Consider the following 25952-nt stretch of genomic DNA (forward strand, 5'->3'; position numbering starts at 1 on the left):
GAAAATCCCCATTTGCACAACCAGCCCATATGGGTTATGATAGAAATAATATCGCAAAATAATACATAAATAAGGAAAGCTATGGTGGGATAAACAATGGATGAAAAACAGGTATGGTTGGTTTTGGGCATTGAGCCCACGAAAAACGAAGAGGAAATCAAACAGGCCTACCGGTCGAAGCTGGTAAACGTCAATCCGGAGGATGACCCGGAAGGATTCAAGCGGTTGCGGGAAGCTTATGAGCAGGCATGCAGCCTGGCCTCACAGGAGCAGGAGGAAGAGGAAAAGGGCCCGGAAGGTCCTCTGGGAGAATGGCTGGACAAAGTGAAAGCGGTCTATGGCAGATTATCCGCAAGAATCAATCCTGAGTCATGGAAAGAACTGTTCCGGGACGACATCTGCCTGGATCTGGAAACCGGTCCCGAAGTGAGGACGGAACTGCTGAAATATTGCATGGATCACTTCCGGCTGCCGTCCCAGATCTGGATGCTGATGGATGAACAGTTCTCCCTGCTGGCTGATATGGAGGAACTCAAAGAGTCCTTTCCTCTGGATTTTCTTCAATTTGTGGAAAATAAATGTACTCAGGATGAATGGTTCTCTTATGAATATTTCGAGGGACCGGATGATGCGGAGTATGACACCTATTTAAGCCTGTTTTTTGAAATCCGCCGGGATGTGGAGGAAGGAAAGTTCAGTTCTCTGGACGAGCTGTTCTCCCAGGCGGAAAGTCTGGGGATTTACCACCCTTATCTGGAGGTTTCCAGGGCCGAGGCGAAGATCAAACAGGAGCAACCCCAGGGAGCGGTGGACCTTCTGATGCCGCTTATGGAAAAGTATCCCGGGGACTGGTGGATCGCCTATGTGACCGGGCAGGCATACTGGGAACTTGAGCGCTTCGAAGAGGCCAATGACTGTTATAAGAAAGTGCTGGAGACGGAAAAGGAACACTATACGGCCCGTTTCCGCTGCGCGGAGTATCTGGAGAAGACCGGGCAGTATACGGAGGCTAAGGAAAGCTTTATCGCTATTATGAACGACATTTCCGACAATCAGGATGTCCGGGCCAGGTTAAAAGAGGTAAATGAGCACCTGATTCCCCGGTTTTTTGAGGAATGCGCGGCTGATCCGGATAACTTTACGATCCGCTTCAAGCTGGGATGGTGCCTGCTCCAGAACGAGAGAAATGAGGAGGGGGCAGAACTTCTGGCCGGATTAGAGCCGGACGACGAGAATGAAGCGGAATATCACAGCCTGAGCGGCAGATTCTATTATAACCTGGCGGAATATGACGAGGCCAGACGGCATTTTGAAGCATGGATACAGAGCATCCGGTCGGAGACACCTAAGGATGAGGAAGAGGAACAGGCGCTGCCGGGACGTTTCCTGAAGGCATACAGCTTGTTGGCTGCATCGGATCAGAAGCTGGGGGATTCCGATGCGAAATATTATGACGAGGCGCTGACAGCCATTGATCAGGCGCTGGCTTACATAGAAGATAACGGGGCACTGCAGCAAAAAGCGGATATTCTGCTGCACATGGAACGCTACCGGGAGAGCGTGGATATCTGTGATCAGATCCTGGAAACTGACAGCCGCTACCTGCCGGCTCTGGTGACCAGGCAGGATGCCTATTTCCATCTGCATTCCGCCCAGGAGGTTATCGATGACTTCTATAAGATCAAAGAGATTTTCCCCTATATACCAAAGACTTACGAGCTTCCGGCAGAGGTGTTCTATATTTACCGGCAGTATGACGATGTGCAGAGTATTCTGGATCAGGCCAAAGAAAACGAGGCCGGCAGTCTGAAGCTGGACGTGATCCGGGGAAAGACCATGCGTATGAGGGCATCAAAGGACGCGGAATATGCAGAAGCGCGCAGCTTTGACCGGGAACTGGCAGCGAAACTGCGGGCGGAGAGCGGGATGAAAGAGGAGTTAAACCAGATCCTCCGGGAAATCGTCCTGTGCTCCATGGCTCTGGGAGAGTACAAGGACGCGTTAAGCCAGGTGGAGGAGGCGATACAGACGGACCCCTCCGTGGACAATCTGTGGCTCAAGGCGGACGTGCTCTATCGGGACGGAGAGTATGAGAAAGCGCTGAAGCTGTATCAGCAGTGTCAGAAGCATGTGGCGGACAATGAAAATATTTACGAGGATCTGGGGAACTGCTACCGGGATCTGGGTAAGAGCGAAAAGGCGAAGGAGTGCTTTGAGAAGGTGCTGGAGATGAATCCGGATCACCGCAGGGCGAACAGCCGTCTGGCGGACTATTATTCCGATCTGTATGATGACACGGAGGAACAGCAGTATTTTGAGAAAGCGCTGCCCTATTCCAGCCGCCAGCTGGAGCTGACTCCCACAGCCTATTACTATGTGGAGCGGGGACTTCTGTATATGAGCGCCAGCTATTGGGATGAGGCGGAGGCTGATTTCCGGAAAGCATTCGAGCTGGAGCCGGAGGATTCCTATGCTTATAACAATCTGGGCTGTGTCTATAAATACTGCGGGCGCTACGAGGATGCCCTGCCGATGTTCCTGAAAGCGCTGGAATGTATGACGCCGGGAGAATCTACCGTATTCTATGGGAACCTGGCCGACTGTTACGAGAGAATGGGCCGCTATGAAGAGGCTAAGGAGGCCTACCTGAAGAATATCAAATTGTTTCCGAATAAGCCCGGACTGCGGGAAAACCTGTCAGACATGTATTCTTCCCAGGGACATTTCCGGGAGGCTATTCAGGTGGTAGAGGAAATTCTGGAGATGGAAAACAGCAACAAGGCCTACTATCTGTGTGAATTGGCGTATCTGTACGAGTACACCGGGGATTATAAGACTGCCATCCAGTATTGCAAGAAGGCGCTGAAAGAAGATGACTCCTACGCGAAAGCCAACCGGATGATCGGACAGTATCTGTATTATTATAAGAAGAATCTGAGAAAGGCGGAAAAATACATCACTACCGCGCTGTCTCAGACGAAAGCGGGCAGCAACGAGTATTCGATTTCCTGCCGTGCACTGATGCATCTGTATTCGCAGAAAAAGGATTACAAGAACGTGAAAAAGTATTTTGATATGGAGATAGAAGCCACGGTTCAGGAGTACGGCTCCATGGAACATTATCTGGGGACGAAGAAGAGGAAAAACGCGCGTCTTTACATTTTAGGACAAATGTATTATTATCTGGGGGATATGGACAAGACGGCGGAACTGTTCGGGCAGATCGGCTGCCGGGACATGTGCCGCAGCTGCAGCTGCCGGGAGTGCTGGGAATTCTATATGGCACAGGGCATCCTGCTGGAAGAAGCGGGAGAGAAAAACAAAGCACTGGAGTTTTACCGGAAAGCGTACGATATTGACTGCAGGGATATGGAACTGCGGTTCCGGATGGCCGGATGCGGGAAGCAATAAAAAGCAGCCGCTAAGTGCTCATAGCAATAAAAAATAGTAATTTTAGAAAGAGATGAACGACTTATGATAATAGGAATTGACCTGGGAACGACGAACAGCCTGGCGGCCTATTTTACCGAAGAGGGACCCAAGATTATCCCCAACCGTCTGGGAAGCAACCTGACCCCATCCATCGTCAGTGTGGATGAAAATGACACGATCTACGTGGGGGAGACGGCGAAAGAGCGGCTGGCTCTCTATCCGGATACGGCGGCCAATGTGTTTAAACGCAGCATGGGCAGCAATAAGAAATTCCGCCTGGGCAGAAAAGAATTCTCAGCGGAGGATCTGTCTTCCTTTGTACTGCGCTCGCTGAAGGAAGACGCGGAGCATTATCTGGGTGAGCCGGTGACCGAGGCGGTTATAAGCGTCCCCGCTTACTTTAACGATGCCAGGAGGAAGGCCACGAAGAGGGCCGGTGAGCTGGCGGGGCTGACGGTAGAGCGTATCATCAGCGAGCCGACGGCGGCAGCCATCGCCTATGGGCTCTATGAGAAAAAGCGCAACAACAAATTTCTGGTATTCGATCTGGGAGGCGGTACCTTTGATGTGTCGATCCTGGAGCTGTTTGAAAATATCCTGGAGGTGCGGGCCGTGGCCGGGGACAATTTCCTGGGCGGCGAGGACTTTACCGACGTGCTGGAGAAGATGTTCCTGGAACGCCGGAAGCTGGACGAGGACCAGCTGGATCTGAAAACCAGACTTTATCTGCACAAGCAGGCGGAGGAGTGTAAGATCGGCTTCTGCAAGAGCAGAACTTCCGTCATGCGCTGTGTTCTGGACGGCAAGGAGGTGGCGGAGGAATTCCGCATCACAGAGTACGACGAAGCCTGCCAGCCTCTTTTTGAGAAAATCCGTAAGCCGGTGAAGCGAAGCCTGTCCGACGCAGGGATCAAGCTGTCGCAGATCGACGATGTGGTACTGGTGGGCGGGGCGACCAAGCTGCCCATCGTTCAGCAGTTTATCGGCCGTCTGTTCCGGAAGTTCCCGGACACCGGGATTAACCCGGACGAGGCTGTGGCTTTGGGCGCCGCGATCCAGGCAGCCATGAAGGAGCGGAATGAGGCGATCCGGGAAGTGATTCTGACGGATGTGTGCTCCTTTACCCTGGGAACAGAGGTGTCGGTAAAACAGCGCTATACCGACCGCTACGAGCGGGGCCATTTCTGCCCGATTATCGAGCGGAACACGGTAATTCCGGCCAGCCGGACCGAGCGCTTCTATACGATCTATGACGATCAGACCCGGATCTTAATTCCGGTGCTGCAAGGGGAGAGCAGGTTCGCGGACAACAATGTGCTGCTGGGTGAGCTGGAACTGACTGTGCCGAAGAACAAGGCAGGGGAAGAATCCATCGATGTTACCTACACCTATGATATCAATTCGATCCTGGAGGTGGAGGTTACCATCGTTTCTACCGGGGAGACGAAGAAACAGATCATCAAAGGGGAAAATAACCAGATGACCGATGAAGAGATCGAGGAGCGCATGAAGGAGCTGGCTTTCCTGAAGATCCATCCCAGGGATCAGGAGGAAAACAAACTCCTGCTCTTAAAATGTGAACGGCTCTTCGAGGAGAGCATCGGCCAGGTACGCCAGGTGATCGAACTGGAGATCCGGCGTTTTGAGGAAGTGCTTAATACGCGGGACAATGCGAAGATCGAGAAAGCCAGGGAGGAGCTGAAAGAGACGCTTAGGGAGCTGGAGGATTTTGTGGAGGATGAATAGATCCTGCTGTGAGGTTCTCCCTCCATCTTCGTAACCCGTTCTAAGGTCCGGCCTCAAGCGGTTTGGTCCCACGAGATTTGCCCCCACCTCACCAGCCCTTTGCCGATTTCCTCTCTTTCCTTTGGCGCTGCAGGCTGGTGTACTGGGTTCTGAGTTTTTGTTAGTCTATACGGGGGGAACGTGGTATATCGTTCTGGTTTCGCTCTGCTTTAGGGGGAAGCGGTAATAGGATCGTGGATATTTTTTGCCTGTTAGGATCGATTTTGAATATAGCTCTATGGAAGCTCCGGATATTTTCAGATGGAGAACTGCTCCGTCTTTCCAGTCCGCCGGGACGAGCGGCTCGTCTGTTTTCACATCCGTTGGACGGATGCTGCCGGTATTGATGTAGAGCCGGCTTCCATTGCTCTCGTAATCTACGCAGCCGGTTGGGATGTTAGGGGATAAGTGGGTATGTCCTGACAGGAAAATAAAGTTCTCCTGTGCATCCAGAATTTTTTGGAGGTCCTTGTCTTTGGTCAGGTAAGGCTGGCTTTTGTCTGGTTTCCGCTGCGGGTTATGGGCCAGGAGAGGCGCATGACACAGGATAATTCCGAGTTCACCGTTTGTACGGGTTGTCAGCTGATATTCCAGATAATGAAGCTGTCTGTCTCTTTGTAATGTTAGTTTCCGCCAGTGGGTGGCGGCGTTCAGTCCGATGATTTTTAGGGAGCCGGTCTGAACGGTGTATGCGCCGCTGGTATCCTGATTCCAGCGGACACCGTATTCTTTTGCTCTTTGCATCAGGTGATCCTGGAAGGACGGATAGCAGGATATTTCTGACTTTATCTGCGGAATTGGATACATGGGATAGTCGTGGTTTCCTGCTACTGGAATAACCGGGATGCCTGGCAGTGTATCCTGGATACACTGCCAGAGCATTCCGAACTGTTCGGGTAATCCGTCATTGACCAGATCTCCCGCTAATAGAAGAAAATCTGAGTGGGCAGCCATCTCCATCGCCCTGCGTATTTTTCCGGGATGATTCGTAAGATGCAGATCGCTCATGACGCAAAGGGAGATATTTTCTTGAAAGAGAGGTGTCCGATCACGCAAAGATATGGGGGTTCGGAATTCTTCCCAATGACGGAGGTCGGGCATGACAACCCGGGCCAGTACGTGGGTGCATTCCGGCGGGATAGATCGCTTTCCGGACAAACGGAAGCAGCCGTGACCGGAGGGGGTGAGCGGGATACAGGCAAGGGCAGACCAGTCATTCAGCGCACCAGCTTCGTCAGCCCAATAAAGAGTGGCCGCCAGTCCGCCTTTTGCGTTTATTATATAGGTACCGTCTGCGTAACCTGGTGTCTGGAATGTAACTGTAAGCTTCATTTGGAACGCCTCCTTTATTAGAAAACTAATGAGCAAAATAGGGGCTAACCTAGTTTTATACTATAGAGCTAACTTAGCATACTATAGGAGAAATTTTCTATACTCATGGAACTAACCGATTAAACTTTGGAGCTAAGCTATTAAACTATAGAAAATGAGGTATTAATAGGAGAGAGTCTTTGTTGTCTATTATTTTAATCTATTTTATTTTTTCTTAGGACTTCCATACATTTTTTACCCTTGAAATGGAATTTTTTAATGATTTTTTATTGCTATGAGCACTTGCGGCTGTATTATAGCCGCTTATGTGCGATGCATGAAAAATAGTCAGCGAGGTACTTTCGAGCGCTGCTATTTTTTACATTAATACTTTTTAAATAAAATGAGAATGTACAGACCGGGAGACTCGCCTGTATTGCGTTTATTCTTGGTGCTTGTTTGGATTTGTTAATAATTTTCTTATAAAATGATCAGAAAATCATAAGGAAATAATCACATTTTGGGCACAAAATGGACACAATCTTCCGGTATGATAGGGTCTATCAAATCGAAAGGAGGATAGGGGCACTACTGTAAACATCTACTGTAAACAATATGGAACTGGATTTTTGACAGAATTTAAAGACAGGAGTGAGTATTATGAAAAAATTTAAAGGATTTAGAATTTTAGTAGTTGCAATGATGCTGGTGTTATCGATCGGGCTGTTAGCCGGATGCGGAAACAAAGACGACAAGAAGGATGCGGCACCTGCGGAGAACAATACCGAAGTAAATGTGGACGATACGGCTAAGAAAGATGATGCCAATGTAACACCTGCCCCGGAAAGCACTGCTGCTCCGGAAGGAACTGCTGCACCTGACGCTCAGGATGCGGATGCAACCCCGAATCCTGCTGATGGGGAAGCAAAAGACGGCACAGAGCCTGCAGATACATCCAAACCCGCTGACTCTAACAGCGCCAGCGATGCCGGAGAGGCAGATGGAGCTCAGGATCAGCCTTCTACAGACAAGGCAGAATAACAACAGATACTTAACATAAATGAAAGCAATTTGGGACATGTCCATTTCAGTTTGGGACATGTCCATTTTAATTCCTTTTTAATTCCATATTAATTCCGAAATATGCTGAGAACTTGATCTTACACAGTTTTTGGGATAGAATGGAAGCTATGAAATTGTTAATAAATAGACAATAAAAATAGAGCAAAGGAAAGGCAGAGAAAAATGGAATTTGAAAAATTGTACGAGTTGAGAAAGGATCCGACTGAATTTGCCATTCAGATGGGGTTTCGGACGGTGGAAATCAGGCAGGGATATGCGAGAGGAGAACTGGAAATCACAGATCAGCATAGGAACTCCCTGGGAACGGTCCACGGCGGTTGTATTTTCGCTGTCGCGGACACCAATGGCGCCACTGCAGCTATGACCTGTGGGCATTACTGTACGACGGTGAACGGGGATATCCATTTCCTGCGGGCGGCCAGAAATATCCAAAAACTGGTCGTAGAGGCAAAGGAGGCGAAGGCGGGCAAGACAATATCCGTCTATGATATTGAAGTGTCGGATGAAGAGGGACGGCTGATCGCAAAAGGATTGTTTTCCTATTATACACTGGAGCAGACAATTTGATTTTACATAGAAATGGCAAATAGAAATGTATATAAAATTTAATATCTGAGGCATTACGAAGGAAACATTGAAGAAATAGGCAAAGCCGCTTCCAGGAAATATATCCGGGACAGCGGTTTTGCCTATTTATCAGAATGGTCCACACCTCTGACGAGAGAGTGGCGGCAGCGTGTCTGCTGTTCACAAAGCCTGCGGCAGGCGGGACCGCTAGCCTGGCCGATTGGAAGCGTCTGTTAGAATCATCGGATAGAAGCGCTGATAGGCAGCACAGCTATCTGGCAGCGGATTTATATTTTAAATAGTGAATAAGACAGCCCGTAATACAAAATATAACATAAAACAGCATCGTGACAAGCAGTACCGCAAGCAGATCATGCATGGCGGAATAGGATGTGACAGCGGTTCCTAGAATAAGAAAATGACCCAGCAGGTAGAAAACCGGTACCGGTATCGTGTAAAAAAGGATCTTGCGGACCACTTTGCTTTTACGAAATACCAGGAGCAGCACTGTGCTCAGGAATAATGCGGTAAGGGTGGCCAACAGACAGACGGACGGTTTGGGCTGGCGGATGAGTATCCCGCTGGGATTCTGCTGGTCCCCATACAGCAGTCTCTCCCCGGTTCCGTTCGTTTCATAATAATAAACCGCGGATACTTTTTCACCGTTTGGATTCAGCACCGTATTGCCGCCTGTAGTCCGGACAAAAGAGGTGTTCCATATATTGTCCCAGGCCACGATGTGATACACATAACCGGAACCGTCATCCGACGGGGAAGAACTGACGCCATACCCGGTTGCTTCCTCATTGAATACAGCCATCACCGATTTATCCTCCCGTTCGGTCAGAGTAACTGGGTGTGTTTCATAAGGAAGGTATACGGGAGATACGATGTAAGCGATCACAGTCACGGCCAGCACCAGGGCTGCCAGGCAGGTAAAAAAGATCGTCTGCACTTTCTTTTTCCAGAGGGTTGTTTTTAGCTTCAAAAACGGCGAGATATCATGATCAGCCGGCAGCTTGGCCGGCAGTTTCATTTCCTGTAATTGTTCCCTGCAATCAACACAGGTACTTACATGATCTTCCACAAACAGACAGGTATCTTCGCTGGCTAGGTGTTCCACGTACAGGGGCAGCAGATCCTGTATGATGGCGCAGGTTACTTTCATAGATCGTCCTCCATTTTCTCACGGATTTTATTTTTTGCGCGGTGATAAGTGACACAGGCCCAGTTTTCCGTTTTCCCGAATAGATGGCCAATCTGGCGAAAGCTCAGCTCCCCGAACACCCTTAGGGTAAAAACCTCTTTATAAGGCTCAGTTAACTCATGGAGAATCTCATGCAGCTTCAGGCTTAGCTCCGCAGAACACACCAACTGTTCCGGTCCGTCCTTGCGGTCCTGATCGGGCAGCTCATCCAAATTTACGATCCGCCTGTGCTTGCGCAGATAAGAATAATAACAGTTTTTCGCGATCTGACACAGCCAGACGCGTACATCGCAGGCGCCGCGGAAGGTATCGATGGATTTCAAAGCTTTCAAAAATGTCTCCGACGTAATTTCTTCTGCCATATACGGATCATTCGTAAGACCTTTTAAATACAGATAAACATCTTTGAAGTAATTCCGGTATATTTCCTCAAATTCTGTCACTTTTTCACCTCCTCACAGATAAGACGCACAAGTTCGGATAATCTTACAACAATTTTAAATGATTCGCACCCGGAAGGCAACAAAACCGCAATTGACACTGCATGGACCTCCATTGAAATGGAAAGCAGCCATTAATTAACAAAGCCAGGCATTGCAATCGCAACATAAAAAACAAGATTGCTGACCATACTTTTATATAGGTAAACATTCTGAAAATGTTAAGTTCAAGCATGAAAAATAAGAAAACAGAATCTGGAGTATGGGAAATGGAAAAGAAACGGAAGCAATTTTTTAAAGGATGGTATATCAAAGTTCAAAGCGGCACAACAGAGCTGGCATTGATACCGGGGATCTGCGTAACGGCCAAGGGGCAGGGGAAAGCGTTCATCCAGGTGTTTTATGAAAACAAGACCTATTTTATAAGGTATCCGCTGAATCAGGTGTGGATGCAGCCCAACGGCTTCGGAATGCGCATTGGGGAAAATGTTTTTACGAAAGATGGTATGAAACTTCATATCCGCAGCGAGAAGCTGAAGCTGAGCGGACATTTTACATTTTACGATTTCAGAAAACCGGCTTATCCGATCATGGGACCTCTTACCCTGTTGGCAAAACAGATGGAATGCAGCCATCAGATCGTCAGTATGGCCCACCGGGTAGAAGGGGTCCTGAAGGTGGATGGAAAAAAACACACGGTAACAGACGGAATCGGTTACATCGAAGGAGACAGCGGCTGTCGGTTTCCGCGGGAGTACCTGTGGGTTCACACATTTGAAAATCCAAAGTACGGTATTTTCGGCAGAAACAGAAGTATTACGGCTGCGATCGCCGATATCCCGGTGGGTCGGATGAGTTTTCGGGGCTGCTTTGCCCTGATCAGTACAGGGAAGCAGGAGATACGGCTGGCATCCTACAAAGGGGCCAGAGTTCTCTACCGCGATGAAAAAGGCTTCGCTATCTCCCAGGGGAAATATCTGTTAAGCGGAAGGATATCTGACGGCGGACAGGGGGCACGGACGCTTATGGCGCCTGACACAAAGGGAATGGGCAGAAAGATCAGGGAAAATCTCTCCGGCAGAGTGGAACTGGAATTATTTATACACGGACGCAGAGTTTTGTCGTCTGTCTATCCTCAGGCCAGTTATGAATTAGAAATGCAGAAATCGTAAAGCTTTGATTTATCACAATAGTATCTGTTGGAACCGTAGGTTTCTCAAATGTGTCTACTTTACAAAAAGTTGTTTATGACTTATCATAACTCCAAGAGCTGAATTGTCAAAGGCTGTCTGAAAATGGGGTTTTATGTAAGAGCGCGTAAGTTGATAGTTATTTGATATTTGCATGAAAGGATTGTGCAGGAATCCGGAAGGCCGTGAGTTACCTATGATGGAAAAGATAATGGAATACTTCTTGAATAATATGGATACCTATCTTCTGGCCGTGCGGCAGCATATTTGGGTCAGCCTGCTGTCTGTGGTCTGCGCACTGCTGATCGGTGTTCCGTTTGGTATTCTGAGTACAAAAAATGACAGAGCCTATCAGCTGGTGACCAGTGTATTCAATACGTTTCGTATTGTACCCAGCCTGGCGGTATTAATTTTGCTGATCCCTGTGATGGGAACTGGGGTAAAACCGGCGGTTGTGGCGCTTGTCCTGCTGGCGATCCCGCCGATCCTGATCAATACGGCTCTGGCTTACCGGTCTGTTCCGGATTCGGTCGTGGAGTCGGCCAGGGGAATGGGGATGTCTGACGGGCAGCTTTTCTGGAAGGTGCGGATCCCGCTGTCTCTGCCTTTTATATTTACCGGCCTGAAGACTGCTGCGGTGGAAGTGATCGCCAGCGCAACCCTGGCCACCTATATCGGAGGCGGGGGCCTGGGTACGATTATATTCACCGGATTGGGATTGAACCGGACGGATCTGCTGCTGATCGGAGGTCTTTCGGTGGCGGTGCTGGCGATACTGGTCAGCGGTATCCTGAATCTTCTGGATCGAAGAATACTAAGATATACACATTTGGGAACCTCGCAATAATAAGCGTGGATTACCTGTGAATAGAGGAGGATAAAATGAAGAGACTTTTGAAAAAACTGATTTTGATGGGCATGGCAGCAGTATTGCTTACCGGCATGTTATCCGGATGCGGTGGGAAGAAATCGGATGGGATCCGGGTGGGGACCAAAGATTTTACGGAAAACCTGATCGTGGGTGAGATCTATGCGCTGGCGCTGGAGGACGCGGGGTATGAGGTAGAACGTGTCTTCGACATTGCTGGAAGTGTGGTGCATACCTCCATTACCAACGATGAGATCGATCTGTATCCGGAATATACCGGGACCGGTCTGCTGACCATATTACAGCTCCCGATGATTACCGATGCACAGCAGGTGTACGATACGGTAAAAGAAGAGTATAAGAAAAAATATGACCTGGTTTGGCTTAATTATGCCCAGGCCAATGACGGGGAAGGCATCGTGATCCGCACGGATGTGGCGGAGAAGCTGGGCATCCGCACCCTTTCTGATCTGCAGAAGCACGCCGCCGAGATCCGTTTTGTGTCTCAGGGGGACTTTGACCAGCGGGAGGATGGACTCATGGCTTTGGAACAGGTATACGGCCCCTTTGACTGGAAGTCCTCGACTGTCTATGACGGCGGTTTGAGATACTCTGTACTTTCCAACAACGAGGGAGACGCGGCGCCGGCTTACACCACGGAAGGGCCGCTGGTAAAACCGGAATTCACGCTGCTTGAGGATGATAAGCACGTATGGCCGCCTTATAACCTGGCTCCGGTAGTACGGCAGGATCTACTGGACAAATATCCGGATGTGGCGGATATCTTGAATAAGATCAGCGCGGGCCTGGATACGGAGACGGTTACGAAGCTGAATGCGGCGGTGGATGTGGATAAGCGGGAATATGAAGAAGTGGCGAAGGAATATTATGATTCTCTGAAATAATTAGCGGAGCTAATGTATCCGTATTTGAGAAGAATTGCAGAAAATAGAAATAATTAGGAAAAAATGGTGGAAATACAAACGATTAAGAAAAGAATAGCGGAAATACAGACGATGCAGACGTGATAAAATGGAGGCATAAAGTGAGCATATCCATAGAATTTGAAGATGTAAGCAAAAAGTTTCAAAACACTTCGGAATACGCGGTGGACCATATCAGCTTTTCAGTAAATCACGGGGAACTGATCACGATCCTGGGGTCATCCGGCTGTGGAAAGACCACCCTGCTGAAGATGATCAACCGGCTGTATGAACCGGACAGCGGAGTGATCCGGTTTTTTGGGGAGGATATCAGCCGGAATGATCCGGTGGAATTCCGCAGGAAGATCGGTTATGTGATTCAGCAGGTGGGTTTATTTCCGCACATGACTATAGAGAAAAATATAGCTACGGTTCCCAGAATCCTGAAATGGGACAATGACAAAATACGCAGCAGGACGGATGAATTGTTGATTCTGGTGGGCCTTGATCCGGAGGAATACCGGAAGAGATATCCGTCTCAATTGTCCGGCGGCCAGCAGCAGAGAGTGGGGTTAGCCAGAGCGTTGGCGGCGGATCCGGAGCTGATGCTTCTGGATGAACCGTTTGGCGCTATCGATGCCATTACCAGGTTAAAACTGCAGGATGAGCTGTTGAAGATTCATCAGACTTCCCGCAAGACTTTTCTGTTCGTAACCCATGATATCAATGAAGCGTTTAAGCTGGGCAGCCGGGTATTGATTATGGACAGCGGAAAGATTCAGCAGTTTGATACTCCCAGGAATATCGTTACGAATCCTGCCAATGCCTTTGTGGAATCCCTGATTGATTCTGTCAGGCAGCAGGAAGTGTTATGGAAGGAAACCACCTCATGCTTGAATACCTGATAAAATACCATGGAAAGCTGGAAAAGGCTCTGTACCAGCATCTGGAGATTGTGTTGATCACACTTGTTATCTCCATACTGGTGGCGGCGGTGCTGACTGTACTCCTATTACAGTTCAAACGGCTTTCCGGGTTGGTGATACATTTATTTGAAATGATATACTGCATTCCAAGCCTGGCGCTGTTCGCCATCATGATACCGCTGACCGGTCTGGGGAAAACGACCGCTATCATCGTACTGGTAGTGTATAATCAGTATTTGCTGCTGCGGAACTTTCTGGATGGTCTGTATCATGTAGATCCGGCGGTGGTGGAAGCGGCTACCGGCATGGGGATGAGCCGGAATCAGATACTGCTGCAGGTCCGCCTGCCTCTGGCCCGAAAAGCGATCTTCGCAGGTGTCCACCTGGCGGTGGTGTCTACCATTGGGATCGCTACGATCGCTGCCACGATCAACGCAGGGGGGATCGGGAGCATCCTCTTTGATGGGCTTAGAACACTGAATACGGTGAAGATCGTGTGGGGTGCAGTCATGGCGGCTGGACTGGCGATCATCGTGAACTGGATACTAAATGCAGTTGAAAAAAAGTTGGGTTATCCCAAATTGTAAAAGGGGGACATGTCCGTTTCAGTTTGGGACATGTCCATTTCGATTTGGGACATGTCCATTTCGGATTGGGACATGTCCAATGTAGATGTTTATTCCAGCTTAGGCATGTTCTGGATTGGAATCTTTCTATATAAATATTTTCGTGTAGATAAGCGTCGGATTGGAAAGGGCAGAGTAGATAACAAGTTCCGATGTAGGAACAGAATGGACAACAGAATGGACATGTCCCAAACTGAAATGGACATGTCCCAAACTGATAAATGCAAAGAGGAGAAAGCAAAGTGAAGTATAATTTTGATGAAGTAATAGACAGAAGAGGAACGTACAGCATAAAATGGGATTCCGGTGTGCAGCTTATCCGAAAGGGATTGGCTGTCCGGGCAGACGAAGACACGATTCCGCTTTTTACGGCGGATATGGATCTGGCCTGCCCGCAGCCGATTCTGGAAGCGTTACACCGAGTGGTGGACCACCGAATGTTTGGCTATTCGGACTGTACGGTAGTGCCGGAGTATTATGAAGCGATTATAAGCTGGTTTTGGCGCCGTTATGGCTGGAAGATAGAGAAAGAAGAGCTCCTGTATGTGAATGGGACTGTGGAGGCACTTCAGATCGCAGTGGAAGCCTTCACGGAGGAGGGAGATGGAATCATTATCCAGCGTCCGGTATATGGGCCTTTCACGGGTACGATTGACAATACACATAGGAAGATCGTCAATAACCAGCTGCTTGAACAAGATGGCTATTATACGATTGATTTTGAAGATCTGGAAGAAAAGGCCCGGGAACCGCGGAATAAAATGATGTTTCTGTGCAGCCCGCATAATCCGGTGGGGCGTGTCTGGAAACTGGAGGAGCTGCAGAAGATAGCCTGTATCTGCAGAAAATATGACGTTCTTCTGGTGGTGGACGAGATCCATGGGGACATTATCCGTAAGGGGGTAAAGTTCTATCCGATGGCCACTGCAGCAAACCCAGAACGAATGATTATCTGCACAGCTGTAAATAAAACTTTTAATCTGGCAGGGCTGCAGTGCTCAAATATCATAATCAAAGATCCGAAGCTCAGGGAGACTTTCCGCGTTCAGGCGGGATACAGAGTTCCTACGCCGTTTGCCATAGCGGCACTGATCGCTGCATATCGGGAATGCGATGACTGGGTCAGTCAGATGAACCATTATATCGATGAGAATATCGAATGGGTATTGGACTTTCTGAAAGAGAGGATGCCGAAGGTAAAATGCTTACGTCCGGAAGGGACCTATATTCTCTGGATGGATTTTCGCGGGTATGGACTGACGGCGGAGGAGATCAGAGACCGCATCTACAACAGGGCGAACGTGATCCTGGAGGCGGGCAGTGTCTTTGATCCGGAAAATGGAGACGGATACGAGCGGGTGTGTCTGGGAACACGCAGGTCGTTGATACAGGAGGCTTTCGAAAGGATCGCACAACAATTTTAAATTATATTGATAATTGTCTGCGGCAATCCAATAATTTCCGTGAGTGGAGTATGAGAAAGTGTTCTTTTTGAGTGTGAGGGACCAATAACAGAATCGTGATGCTAAGCGCCGTATAGAATGTGTCCATTTTAACCGAACTCGCAGTGAATGTATAGTTTGGTTAAAATGAACACGTTTTTTATTTGTCACCCGGGAGGATGTACGAGAACCGAAAACCAGGGAGCAGAGCGTTAACTAATCGCACTGTCGGTTGTGCCCTGATTGTCAAACATTTCCCCGGGTAGGAAAAGTTTACAAATTTTTTAGAATAATTTATATTTAAAACATTGAAGTTTAATGGTTTTACCATTATTCTATTAGTAGAATTTTCTTAATTGCTAGATTCGTATAAATTGTACAGGCAGTTCTTGCCTTGCGCTAATTCCCTTTTTTGTATTTATTAAAATCATTTGTACAGGTTTGGTCATTTATTACTGTCTATTTAAATTGTTTCATTTATACAGGAGGAATAGGTTATGCCAGATCCCATTTTGCCGGTTACTACCTATAAAGACAGGATGTTCATACATTTATTTTCAGACAAGGGCAGACTGTTGGAATTGTACAATGCTGTCATGGGAACACACTATGATAACCCGGAGGATATCGAAGTGAATACGCTGGAAAATGTACTTTATATGAATATGAAAAATGATGTGTCTTTTGCGTTTCATGAAGAACTGTATCTTTATGAGCATCAGAGTAGCTTGAATCCCAATATGCCTTTGCGGGGTTTCATGTATATAGCAAGACTTTATGAGAAAATCACAAAGGGGGCAGGTATATACTCTTCGAAATTAATACGGCTTCCGAATCCAAACTATATGGTTTTCTACAATGGGATGGACCGGATGCCGCGGGAATATACGATGATGCTGTCAGATGCTTATAGAATCCCCGCAGACTCGCATCCGTTGGATTTCCAGGTAAGGGTTATTAACATTAATTATAAAGAAAATCCGGAATTCCTTGATAAGTGTCCTACATTAAAAGAATACAGCTATTTCGTAGACTTGGTCCGGAGTTACCAGGAAAGTTTGCCGTTGCAGGATGCGATCAGGCAGGCTATAATAAAAATAGTAACGCTCGATAAAGCCTCGCTGACTATTTTTTATGCATCGCACGTAAGCGGCTAAAGGACAGCCGCTAAGTGCTCATAGCGATAAAAAGTAAGGAACAGGATAACTTAAAAGATTATCTGGAACAACATGGCTCGGAGGTGGAAAATATGCTGATGACGGAATACAGCCGTGAGATGGATATTGCAGTGAACCGCAAGGAAGCAGAAGAGGAAGGCGAAAGAAAAGGAAAAATAGAAGGAAAAATAGAAGGTATCCTTTTGCTTCTTGAAGACTTTACAATACCGGAGACGTTGGAGCGCCGGATTAAGGAAGAGCACGATTTCAGGATTTTAAATAAATGGATGAAAGCGGCAAAAAAAGCCTCTTCCTTAAAGGAATTTACAAAAATGGCTGGTCTTGACTATGAAACAGATCTCTGAAACAACATAGATACTAATATGCGGTTTTTGCTGGCTCTGAAAACAAGGAAGGATATCTCCGAAAAAGACCGGCAAACTTAAAAGTTCCGGCCTTTTCCGGGTATTATCCTTCCGTTTTGTTACAGATTCTTAAGTCGTTCAATTGCCGGATACGGAAGAAGCAGCGATCCCATAATCTTCCAAACACCGTTTCAAACCACAAACCGAATCAGAGAACCGGATTCCGAAGTCCTCAATTTTGCGGTTATCGATCCTAAGATTTCTGGGCCGGTCCCTGAACCTTGTCTCATCCGCGGCCAGCAGATCCCTGCGTTTCCCGCAGCCGAGCACATCCATCCACTTTTGTACAGTTTCAAAGGTACTAAACTCATTTGCACTTCCGAAATTATAAATCCCGCCTGGTATCAATAGTGCCTTCTCGATCCCGGTTACGACCTCCCGTACCCAGGTAATCCCCCGGAAATCATAGACAGGAAGCGTAAGCTCCTCATTTCGAATCAGAGCCTCCAGAAGCTGCAGCAGCAGATTGCGGTGTGTCCGTTTTCCAAGCACCGGCAGGTCGTACATCCAGGACAGTCGCAGACAGACCGTATCCGGCAGCAGAGCCAGGAGCTCCTGTTCTGCCCGCAGCTTACAGATTCCATAGATATTAGTGGGTTCCACGGTATCCTCTTCCCGGTTCGCCGCCGCCGCAGTGCTGTTATGGTAAATCTGATCAGAACTCATAAAAACAAACCGGGCTTTGTTTGCCTTACAGGCCTCAGCCAGATACAGCGGCCCTATGACATTCACTTGCTCGCAAAGAGACGGATGCTCTTCACAGAATCCCACATCAGACAGGGCGGCGCAGTGAATCACAAAATCCGGCTGCATTTCCCTTACGGCGTCCGCTACTTCCCGGCGGTCCGTAATGTCTATCTGGGAATGCCCGATCCGGTACACCGTACAGGATTTGTGAAGATAATCAGCCAGCCGGGACCCGAGAAATCCATTGGCGCCTGTAACCATGATTTTTGTATTCCGGTCTGTTTTTTTCTTATCCCCAGCCTCATTAATTCTGTAATCATACATCTGCTTTCCGTTATTTTGATTTAGTTCGTCCATAAAAACCTCCCGGAAGAATCCACGATTCTTTCTGATGTACGGATATGTTCCTGTCCTGACTAACAGCGCTGATGATATCGATTGATCCGTCACCTGTCTGAGGAGCAGTATTATATTTCCCTCTTCCAGCGCTAAGATTCCACGGTAACCGTGCCATCATCCTCTACCGTGATTTTCATCCCTGTATCTACATATTCCAGGAACTCTTCCCCCAGGTTATCCACGGTGGGCATGGACTGGTCCGTCCATACATCCGCCAGGATAGCACCCGCGGCGGCCAGGGAATCGATTGGTTTGGAAAAGAGCAGGCATGCCGGCTGCCGGTGCATAGAAGCAGCTGTATACAAAACCATACCTCCGGTGGTGGAGCCGATGGTCTGAGGCAGACACAGAGCCTTGCCCGCCATCTGTTTTTCATAGAGATCCGGATTATTCTGATCCGAACAGGTAGCGTTCTTGTCACCGAACATGAGGCTTTTCTGAAAACTGGCCAGCGTGTTAAAACCAGCGCGGGTGACCAGCGCTTCAGCGGTTACCTGGCCAGGAACAACCGGCCGGCCCTTAAATGTCCTTGTCATAAGCTGCCTCCTTTCGAAAGGTAAGTGAGTATCTGTTCGTCCCGGAAATACCGGGCGCTGGTGTATGTGCGGAGCTTATTGGAACTGGTGATAACCGGCATTTTCCCGCACATCGGATTATTCATATACATCAATGGACAGATATAGCTGAGGACAACACCGGCCTCCCTTAAACGGACAGCCTCCGGCGTATCTGTAAATTTCTTAAGTACTGCCGGGGACGTAGTCATTACGGTTGGAACCGCCACCTTTTTGCGGCCAGCCTGACGCAAGGACTCTGGCAGCACCTGGCTCCAATGAACCAGCTGGTCATAGGATAAATGCGGACATCCGATAAAACAGAGCTTTGGAGCCGCCGCCGGATCTTTCCAGACACAGGGGTATTCCCTCTGTACCCGTTCCAGTTCAGCATCGTCGATCACATAAGTTCGGGCGCCGGGGTTGATCAGTGAGTCACTTAAGCGGACGGCCTCAGGTGTCAGATTTTCGATATGATACAGCCCAACTGCCCCATTGGATGCGGTGGCGGCGCCCATATCTTTCAGATAATCCCTGGCGTCCTGATTCAGATTTGTACCCAGCCAGCGGTCCAACCCCTTGATGTAAGGGACATCTTCCATTACCTTCATGCCGATGGCGCTGCCCAGAACCTGGGCTTCCGGTTTCTTAGCGGTCCGGATTTCCACGATCCAGTCGGCCTGCCTTCCCTCGTCAGTCAGCAGGCCGAAGTACGGAACCCGGCCGGCGACACTGCCGAACAGTTCGATGATACCGGAGTTCCGGTTGCATCTGGCTCCCAGAACACTGTTGGCGTAGACGACGGCGCTGCTTTCCGCCCAGGAGAGGACTTCCCCCTCCTCAGGCGTATTGCCTACCTCGTCAAAATAACAGGCGCAGGTGAAAGGATCATTGTTCAGAAGGCCGAGCTGTGTCAGCTGCCCTTCATACATCTCCTGTTTGGAGTACATGACCTTGAAAAATAGTTTCTGGATCAGATTACATGGGACATTCTTATCCAGCGGGCGGGGATCGATACTGAATTGCTGTTTGGATAATGCTCCGCCTTTGATCAGTTCGTCCATCAGACCGTACACCGGGTCCAGGACGGAGAGGCCGAAACTGGTGACCAGATGGCCGTATTTGCCGGTGACAGGCACCATTTTGGAGGCGCCGAAGGTTTCACCGTACATGACCAGAGTTTTCATTACCTTAGCCATAGCTTCTCCCTGTCGGCCGTCCAGCATATCCTGTTCTTCGTTTGTTAACTGCATGGATGCCATAAGTGTTCCCCTTTCTTATTCAATATAATAATAGGACAGACCGCAAATTAAATTTTGCTGCCAAGCATATAGGCAGCTCTTACGGCCTCCAGAACCTTGCCGGGAGCAAAACTGTCCCCGATCTGGTAGAGCTCCGGGGCGATACGGTTTTTCTGTGCTTCCAGGAACAGGGAAACGTCCTCCCGACCGCCGGCGGCCAGAACGATCAGATCCGCGTTCAGGACTTTCCGAGCAGTTTCGGTGCCCAGTTTGGGGGCCAGAGGATTCTCTATATTTTTTGGCAGGATTGGCTGCCAGGTTATGTAGGGATCGGGTACCCCTTTGGAAATATTTTGTTCCACGGTCACCTCACTGCCGTGGAAAGATACAACCTTGCAGCAGTTCAGTAAGGTGACGCCCGCCTGCTTCATATAGTGGATCAGATGCCCCCGGTTGGCGGTACAGGTACCGTCCATGAAGTAACTGGTCATTTCCGCTACGGTTACCTCGCAGTTGTGCTCATAACTCAGCCAATATGCGGTTTCGCATCCGACCACACCACCGCCGACGACAAGGACTTTTCGGGCGCTGCCAAGCTTTTCCGGATGGCAGAGAAGATCGGTGGCTTCCACCGTGGGCGCCCCGTCGATGCCCGGTATTGGCAGAGCAAAGGGTTTGGTGCCGGTAGCAAAAAGAACGCTGTCATATTGTTCCCGCTGCAGCTGTTCGGGACTGACTTCGGTGTTCAGACAAAGGGTCAGATTTCCGCCGGACGCAGCCTTGATGGCCTGACGTTCCAGATATAGGCGGTAGTTATCCAGGTCAAATTTGATCTTTGGTACGGAGCCGGGGATCAGCTTTCCGCCCAGTCGGTCCTCTTTTTCGAACAAGGTCACCTGATGCCCGCGTCCCGCCGCTGTAATGGCGAAGTTGACACCAGCGGGTCCCCCTCCGACTACGGCGATTTTCTTTGGCTTTGTGGGAACCGGCGGGACTTCCGGCAGAAGATGCTCGAAGGAAGTCCGGGCGTTGACCGCGCACTGAGGGTGGCCGCCGTCCACGAATTCATTGATACAGCCCTCCTGACAGCCGATGCAGGGGATGATATCCTCCACATGCCCGGAATAGGCCTTGCGGGGCCAGTCGGGATCGGCCAGAAGAGGACGTCCCAGCATGACCATATCACATTTCTCATCCCGCAGCGCCTGTTCCGCCAGATCCGGGTAACCCAGTTTGCCTACGGCGACTACCGGAACCGGGACTCCTGCGTTTGATCGGATATCGTGTTCAGAGAAATATTGTTTGACGGCCTGGGCTACGTCCAGGAAACAGCCTGCAGGCATTCCGGCAGGAGGATGGGGCAGCCACCAGTTGTCGTAGCAGCCCAGATCCACATCGAAAATGTCCACACCGGCTTCCACCAGATGCTTCATGTAGTCCAGAGTCATTTCCACGGTCCGTCCGTTTTTGAATTTCTTTAACGGATTTTTCTCCATGGTGTCCCCGTAGGTTTCATTCAGGGCAAGGGACAGATCGATCCGGTACATGACCGGATAGTCGCCGCCGACCCTTTTGCGGATCTCTCGGACCGAGTCCAATCCGAACGCCTGCCAGTCTGCAAAATGCCCAAGCTTCCGGTGATTGAACGCAGGATTGGTAAGCTGTTCCATGAGATAGCCCTCATGGCCGTGCAGATAGACGCCGTCCAGCCCGGCGGCTTTGGCGTCCGCCGCGGCCTGACCGGTGTTCTTAATAATTTTCTTGATTTTATGTCCGGACAGTCGCATGCAGGGGATCTGGGACATATAAAAATTGGGATTGAAGGATGCGCTGACCGGGAATTTTAACTCATTGATCAGGCATTGGGGATTTCCTACACGTCCCAGTCCGGCAGTCAGCTGAACGAAGATTCTGGCCCCGTAGACATGGACGCCTTCCGCCAGATCCCGCCAGCCCGCGAACACGGTGCGGCTCCGGTCGATCCGGGGGAAATAGGTCAGCTTGCCCAGTTCGGTGATGGAATGATCAATACCGTGGCTGATCGGTACCAGGCCGGTGGTCAGCAGACCGGTTCCGCCCTTTGCCCGGGCGAAAAAGTATTGGAGCATCTTGTCGTTGGGCCTGCCTGTCTCCTCACACATATCGATATTTCCCATGGGAGCCATTACCAGCCGGTTCTTGACGGTCATGCGGTTGATCTGGATCGGGGAAAATAACGAGGTGTAAGGGTAGAGATTCTGTGTCATTCCGGCACAGCCTGTCTGGGCGTCGGAGCCGTCGGTGACCCAGCTGCCGTAGCTGTCTACCAGTCGTTGCACAAGAGCATCTGTTTTCATGGGGGAATTCCTCCTTCTCTAGAGAACGATTATTCTTCTATTATGATTGTATCTGGGTTGATGGAGGATGTCAAATATTTAACAATAAGACTGCCGGTACAGCGGGAGTTTTGGATTAAATATATTTTGGTATTGCTTCTTTGGTGCGGGGTGATGGGGAATGCTGGGCGAAAAACTTCGAATTTAGTTATGAGAGCGTGTGCGTTATATGTTGGGAGACTGTCCGAAAACCAGGGCGCTGCCCACCTGGGTGTTTGCCCGGTACAGACTTGCCCTATGGGTACTCGGCGGAGAGAGTGGTGTCTGTGATCCCCTGTCTCACTTAAGGCTGTTACCCAGTAAAATCTAAATGAAATCTCCCTGCCGGGTCCTCATAGGGCAAGTCCGTGCCGTGCAAATACCTGGTGGGCTGCGCCCTGGTTTTCGGACAGTCTGTGGGGGGGACTTGCTGTGAGCGGATACATGCTGTATTGTGTTCATGATGGGGATGATTAGGTGATTTAGTGTACCGGATTAGATGACAAACTGTTATTGTGCCAGACATTGCAAATTTATTATAAATAGACCTATATGGCGTAGTGTGTTAAAATATAAATGACAATAAAGGTGTTTTTGACATATGGAGTTTAATTAGACAGTTGTGTGTTGCTTTATATAGCTCTGATTAGGTACGAAACGGAAGTGAACATGAAATTGTCGGGAGATTCGCACTGGGAAAATGATGGTTTATGAGGGATATGGATTTTGATTTGGTTGATAAGGTGATTTGTTTTGGGCAATTAGCTTGAAAGTGGATTGGGAATGACTAATAATTTGTTTGGTTTTGCTGTCACTGCCCGATGCAGGCGGTGTGGATTGAAATGAACAGGCCCTGCTCCATAGATTTTCGGGTTGGTGTCACTGCTCATACAGGCAAGTGTGTGTTGAATATACCGGATCAAGTCTAAAATGTCATAAAACACATAAGCATTGTATACTGGAATAAAAAACCGGAACCTAAACAGCTATCCACATAGTCATGAGCACCCCATGTAATCCGGTTACAATAAAGAAAGGAATTACAATAATGAAAATTACCTACATCGGTCACAGCGGTTTCTCCGTAGAACTGCCGGAGGCCATATTCATATTTGATTATTATCAGGGAACGATCCCTCAATTTACGGGCGCAAAACCGATTTATATATTTGTCAGCCACAAGCATCACGATCATTTCAATACGGATATCTTTGCCCTGGCGGACCAGTATCCGGATGTAACCTATCTGTTGTCATCGGATACCCGAATGAACGAAAAATATATGGAACGCAGGAATATACCGGTAAAGGCCAGGGAACATATTTTATATATAGGCAAAAATGCAGTACAGGTCCTGAAAGGCCCGGGGGAAGCGAGCCTGACGGTGGAAACCCTGACCTCCACGGATGAAGGCGTGGCTTTCCTTGTCAGTGCGGGAGACCGCTGTATTTATCATGCCGGTGATCTGAACTGGTGGTCCTGGGAAGGTGAAAGCGACGAGGATGAGCGACGCATGGAGGAAAACTTTAAGCGGGAAATGAAAAAGCTGGAGGGCAGGCACTTTGATGCCGCATTTCTGCCGCTGGACCCCAGGCAGGAGGAGCGGTTTTTCTGGGGATTCGATGTGTTTATGAGAACAGCGGATGCCGGTAAGGCATTTCCTATGCATTTCTGGGGAGATTATTCCGTGATCCCCAAGCTGCTCTCACTTGAGTGCTCTGAGCCTTATCGTGAGCGGGTGGAAGAGATTACGCGCGAGGGCGAGACATTTCAAGTTTAAAATTGAAAATAGAAATTTTCCAAGAGATGCTGAGCGGAAATAGTAGTATAAAGGTTGAACAAAAAGATGTCCGCCCATCCTTTATTTTGCAGCTTTGCTGCAAACCCGCCTGAAGGGCATGGGTTAAGAGAACCTGTAAAGGTATCCCTATATGTGCGGGAAAACGTACGCATGGAGGTAAAAATGAAATGCTGTGAAAGATACGCTCTAAATGATTACGGTAAAAGATTGGCTGTTAAAAAGGAAGAGAGGAAGAAGAGACGATGCCCCCTTTATATCTGTTGATAAAGCCAGCATCATCAAATTGCAATATGCACTGCGATTATTGTTTTTATTGTGATGAGGCGAAGAAACGGGAACAATATTCTTATGGTTACATGGAAGCGGACACAGTAGAACATATGGTGAAAAAAGCCCTGGAAGAGGCGGAGGACCAATGTACCTTCGCCTTTCAGGGCGGAGAGCCGACGCTGGCCGGCCTTCCTTTTTTTCAGCATTTTGTGTCGGCCGTGGAACAGTATAATAAGAAAGGGCTGCGGATCAGCTATGCGATTCAGACCAATGGGTTTGATCTGGGGGAGGAATGGTTTCCTTTTTTGAAGAAACATGAATTCCTGGTGGGTGTATCCCTGGACGGGCCTAAGAGCTGCCAGGACATGCACCGCCATGGGCCGGGTGGCATCAGCACATTCCAGCCTGTATGGTCCACCATACGGAAGCTTAAGAAGCACGGGATCGAGTTTAATGCGCTTACCGTTCTTACCGGTTCCAACTCGCCGAAGATAAGAGACATCTACCGATTCCTGACGGAGAAGGAGATCTGGTATCATCAGTATATTCCCTGCCTGGATCCTCTGGGAGAGGATAAGGGAAATGAGGTGTACTCGCTGACGTCGGTTAAGCTGGGCGATGCGTTAAAGGAATTGTTTGATCTGTGGTATGAGGATTTTGTGCATGGTAAATATGTGTATATCCGGCAGTTCGAGAACTGGGTGGGAATCCTGAAGGGTTTTGCGCCTGAGAGCTGTAATATGTGCGGAAGGTGCAGTGTCCAGACCGTAGTCGAAGCCAACGGGGATGTGTATCCCTGTGATTTCTATGTGGTGGACCGGTACCGGCTGGGGAATGTCAATACAGACAGTTTTTCGGATATGAGAAATTCGGATATAGCCAGAGGGTATCTGGAGCCATCGCTTGAAATGGATGAGGAGTGTAAAGAATGTAAATGGTATCCTCTTTGCAGAGGCGGATGCAGAAGAGAACGGGATTACGGGGAGGAGAAGCTGAGGCTGAACTGCTTTTGCGAGGCATACAAAGCATTTTTCCCTTACGTGATCGAACGCCTGGAACGATTGGCGGCAGCCGAATAGAGAGGGGACTGGCACGTTCCGTCAGAAGGGCCGGCCAGTTGGTTACGGATGGCGGAAGGGGCCTGTCCCCATAGGCGCGAACTTAAGCAAAAAGTCTAGGAAAAATAAAATAAAAAATAAATTCACCCTGCCTCCTCATTTTGTTGTAAAATAGTTTTGCGAAACAAATACATACAAAATGAGGA

General features: G+C 48.9%; 22 protein-coding genes. 15 read left to right on the forward strand and 7 right to left on the reverse strand.

The features are described from left to right. Window positions 1-96 precede the first annotated feature (96 nt). Window positions 97-3411, forward strand: coding sequence for a tetratricopeptide repeat protein (locus tag ABC831_RS22905; protein WP_343250390.1), 3315 nt, complete (start codon window positions 97-99; stop codon window positions 3409-3411). Window positions 3412-3474: 63 nt separating this feature from the next. Beyond that, window positions 3475-5178 carry an Hsp70 family protein gene (locus ABC831_RS22910; protein ID WP_343250391.1) on the forward strand — a complete coding sequence of 568 codons (1704 nt, stop codon included), beginning with the start codon at window positions 3475-3477 and terminating at the stop codon, window positions 5176-5178. Between the two features lie 165 nt (window positions 5179-5343). Here the strand turns inward: ABC831_RS22910 and ABC831_RS22915 are convergent, their stop codons facing one another. Next, window positions 5344-6549 carry a metallophosphoesterase family protein gene (locus ABC831_RS22915; protein WP_343250392.1) on the reverse strand — a complete coding sequence of 402 codons (1206 nt, stop codon included), beginning with the start codon at window positions 6547-6549 and terminating at the stop codon, window positions 5344-5346. 639 nt (window positions 6550-7188) lie between these two features. Here ABC831_RS22915 and ABC831_RS22920 point away from each other — a divergent pair. Then, window positions 7189-7569, forward strand: a complete 381-nt coding sequence (locus ABC831_RS22920; protein ID WP_343250393.1) for a hypothetical protein — start codon at window positions 7189-7191, stop codon at window positions 7567-7569. 204 nt (window positions 7570-7773) lie between these two features. Further along, window positions 7774-8178 (forward strand): PaaI family thioesterase, encoded by a 405-nt coding sequence (locus ABC831_RS22925; protein ID WP_343250394.1) that lies wholly within the window; start codon window positions 7774-7776, stop codon window positions 8176-8178. Between the two features lie 271 nt (window positions 8179-8449). On the opposite strand, the gene ABC831_RS22930 is transcribed toward ABC831_RS22925, so the two are convergent. Together ABC831_RS22930 and ABC831_RS22935 are read right to left on the reverse strand one after the other, a co-directional pair. Next, entirely contained in the window at window positions 8450-9346 is an 897-nt protein-coding gene (locus ABC831_RS22930; RefSeq protein WP_343250395.1) for a zf-HC2 domain-containing protein, read from the reverse strand. Continuing rightward, complete coding sequence (locus tag ABC831_RS22935; RefSeq protein WP_343250396.1) at window positions 9343-9828, reverse strand: RNA polymerase sigma factor; 486 nt, start codon at window positions 9826-9828, stop codon at window positions 9343-9345. The genes ABC831_RS22930 and ABC831_RS22935 overlap by 4 nt, the downstream gene beginning before the upstream one ends. Before the next feature lie 266 nt (window positions 9829-10094). Here ABC831_RS22935 and ABC831_RS22940 point away from each other — a divergent pair, with 266 nt between their 5' ends. The 8 genes from ABC831_RS22940 (at window position 10095) to ABC831_RS22975 (ending at window position 17322) form a co-directional block, all read left to right on the forward strand. Further along, window positions 10095-10997: a hypothetical protein gene (locus ABC831_RS22940; protein WP_343250397.1), complete on the forward strand. Its 903-nt coding sequence runs from the start codon at window positions 10095-10097 to the stop codon at window positions 10995-10997. Between the two features lie 214 nt (window positions 10998-11211). Then, window positions 11212-11862 (forward strand): ABC transporter permease, encoded by a 651-nt coding sequence (locus ABC831_RS22945; protein ID WP_343250398.1) that lies wholly within the window; start codon window positions 11212-11214, stop codon window positions 11860-11862. Between the two features lie 35 nt (window positions 11863-11897). Continuing rightward, the gene (locus ABC831_RS22950) at window positions 11898-12788 is read left to right on the forward strand and encodes a glycine betaine ABC transporter substrate-binding protein (RefSeq protein ID WP_343250399.1); all 891 of its coding nucleotides are present in this window, start codon (window positions 11898-11900) and stop codon (window positions 12786-12788) included. Window positions 12789-12928: 140 nt separating this feature from the next. Next, window positions 12929-13711: an ABC transporter ATP-binding protein gene (locus ABC831_RS22955; protein WP_343250400.1), complete on the forward strand. Its 783-nt coding sequence runs from the start codon at window positions 12929-12931 to the stop codon at window positions 13709-13711. Next, window positions 13696-14319: an ABC transporter permease gene (locus ABC831_RS22960; RefSeq protein ID WP_343250401.1), complete on the forward strand. Its 624-nt coding sequence runs from the start codon at window positions 13696-13698 to the stop codon at window positions 14317-14319. Before ABC831_RS22955 ends, ABC831_RS22960 begins: the two co-directional genes overlap by 16 nt. A gap of 281 nt (window positions 14320-14600) precedes the next feature. Further along, complete coding sequence (locus tag ABC831_RS22965; RefSeq protein WP_343250402.1) at window positions 14601-15782, forward strand: MalY/PatB family protein; 1182 nt, start codon at window positions 14601-14603, stop codon at window positions 15780-15782. A 515-nt stretch (window positions 15783-16297) separates the two neighbouring features. After that, window positions 16298-16957, forward strand: coding sequence for an RpnC/YadD family protein (locus tag ABC831_RS22970; RefSeq protein ID WP_343250403.1), 660 nt, complete (start codon window positions 16298-16300; stop codon window positions 16955-16957). Window positions 16958-16971: 14 nt separating this feature from the next. After that, window positions 16972-17322, forward strand: a complete 351-nt coding sequence (locus ABC831_RS22975) for a hypothetical protein (RefSeq protein WP_343250404.1) — start codon at window positions 16972-16974, stop codon at window positions 17320-17322. 138 nt (window positions 17323-17460) lie between these two features. On the opposite strand, the gene ABC831_RS22980 is transcribed toward ABC831_RS22975, so the two are convergent. The 4 genes from ABC831_RS22980 to ABC831_RS22995 form a co-directional block, all read right to left on the reverse strand. After that, window positions 17461-18426, reverse strand: a complete 966-nt coding sequence (locus tag ABC831_RS22980; protein WP_343250405.1) for an SDR family oxidoreductase — start codon at window positions 18424-18426, stop codon at window positions 17461-17463. A 131-nt stretch (window positions 18427-18557) separates the two neighbouring features. Then, a complete protein-coding gene (locus tag ABC831_RS22985; RefSeq protein WP_343250406.1) occupies window positions 18558-19004 on the reverse strand; it encodes an aconitase X swivel domain-containing protein in 447 nt (148 codons plus the stop codon). Next, entirely contained in the window at window positions 19001-20284 is a 1284-nt protein-coding gene (locus tag ABC831_RS22990; RefSeq protein WP_343250407.1) for an aconitase X, read from the reverse strand. Before ABC831_RS22990 ends, ABC831_RS22985 begins: the two co-directional genes overlap by 4 nt. A gap of 47 nt (window positions 20285-20331) precedes the next feature. Continuing rightward, a complete protein-coding gene (locus ABC831_RS22995) occupies window positions 20332-22599 on the reverse strand; it encodes an oxidoreductase (protein ID WP_343250408.1) in 2268 nt (755 codons plus the stop codon). Window positions 22600-23665: 1066 nt separating this feature from the next. Between ABC831_RS22995 and ABC831_RS23000 the strand changes: the two genes are divergently transcribed. The 3 genes from ABC831_RS23000 to ABC831_RS23010 are packed head-to-tail and all read left to right on the forward strand — an operon-like array spanning window position 23666 to window position 25767. Further along, window positions 23666-24397 (forward strand): MBL fold metallo-hydrolase, encoded by a 732-nt coding sequence (locus ABC831_RS23000; RefSeq protein ID WP_343250409.1) that lies wholly within the window; start codon window positions 23666-23668, stop codon window positions 24395-24397. A 54-nt stretch (window positions 24398-24451) separates the two neighbouring features. Further along, on the forward strand, window positions 24452-24682 hold the full coding sequence (locus tag ABC831_RS23005; RefSeq protein ID WP_343250410.1) for a hypothetical protein: 231 nt from the start codon (window positions 24452-24454) through the stop codon (window positions 24680-24682). A 26-nt stretch (window positions 24683-24708) separates the two neighbouring features. Beyond that, the gene (locus ABC831_RS23010) at window positions 24709-25767 is read left to right on the forward strand and encodes a radical SAM/SPASM domain-containing protein (RefSeq protein ID WP_343250412.1); all 1059 of its coding nucleotides are present in this window, start codon (window positions 24709-24711) and stop codon (window positions 25765-25767) included. Window positions 25768-25952: the final 185 nt, after the last annotated feature.

Origin of the sequence: Diplocloster hominis (assembly GCF_032380655.1) — a bacterium.
Classification (GTDB): domain Bacteria; phylum Bacillota; class Clostridia; order Lachnospirales; family Lachnospiraceae; genus Diplocloster; species Diplocloster hominis.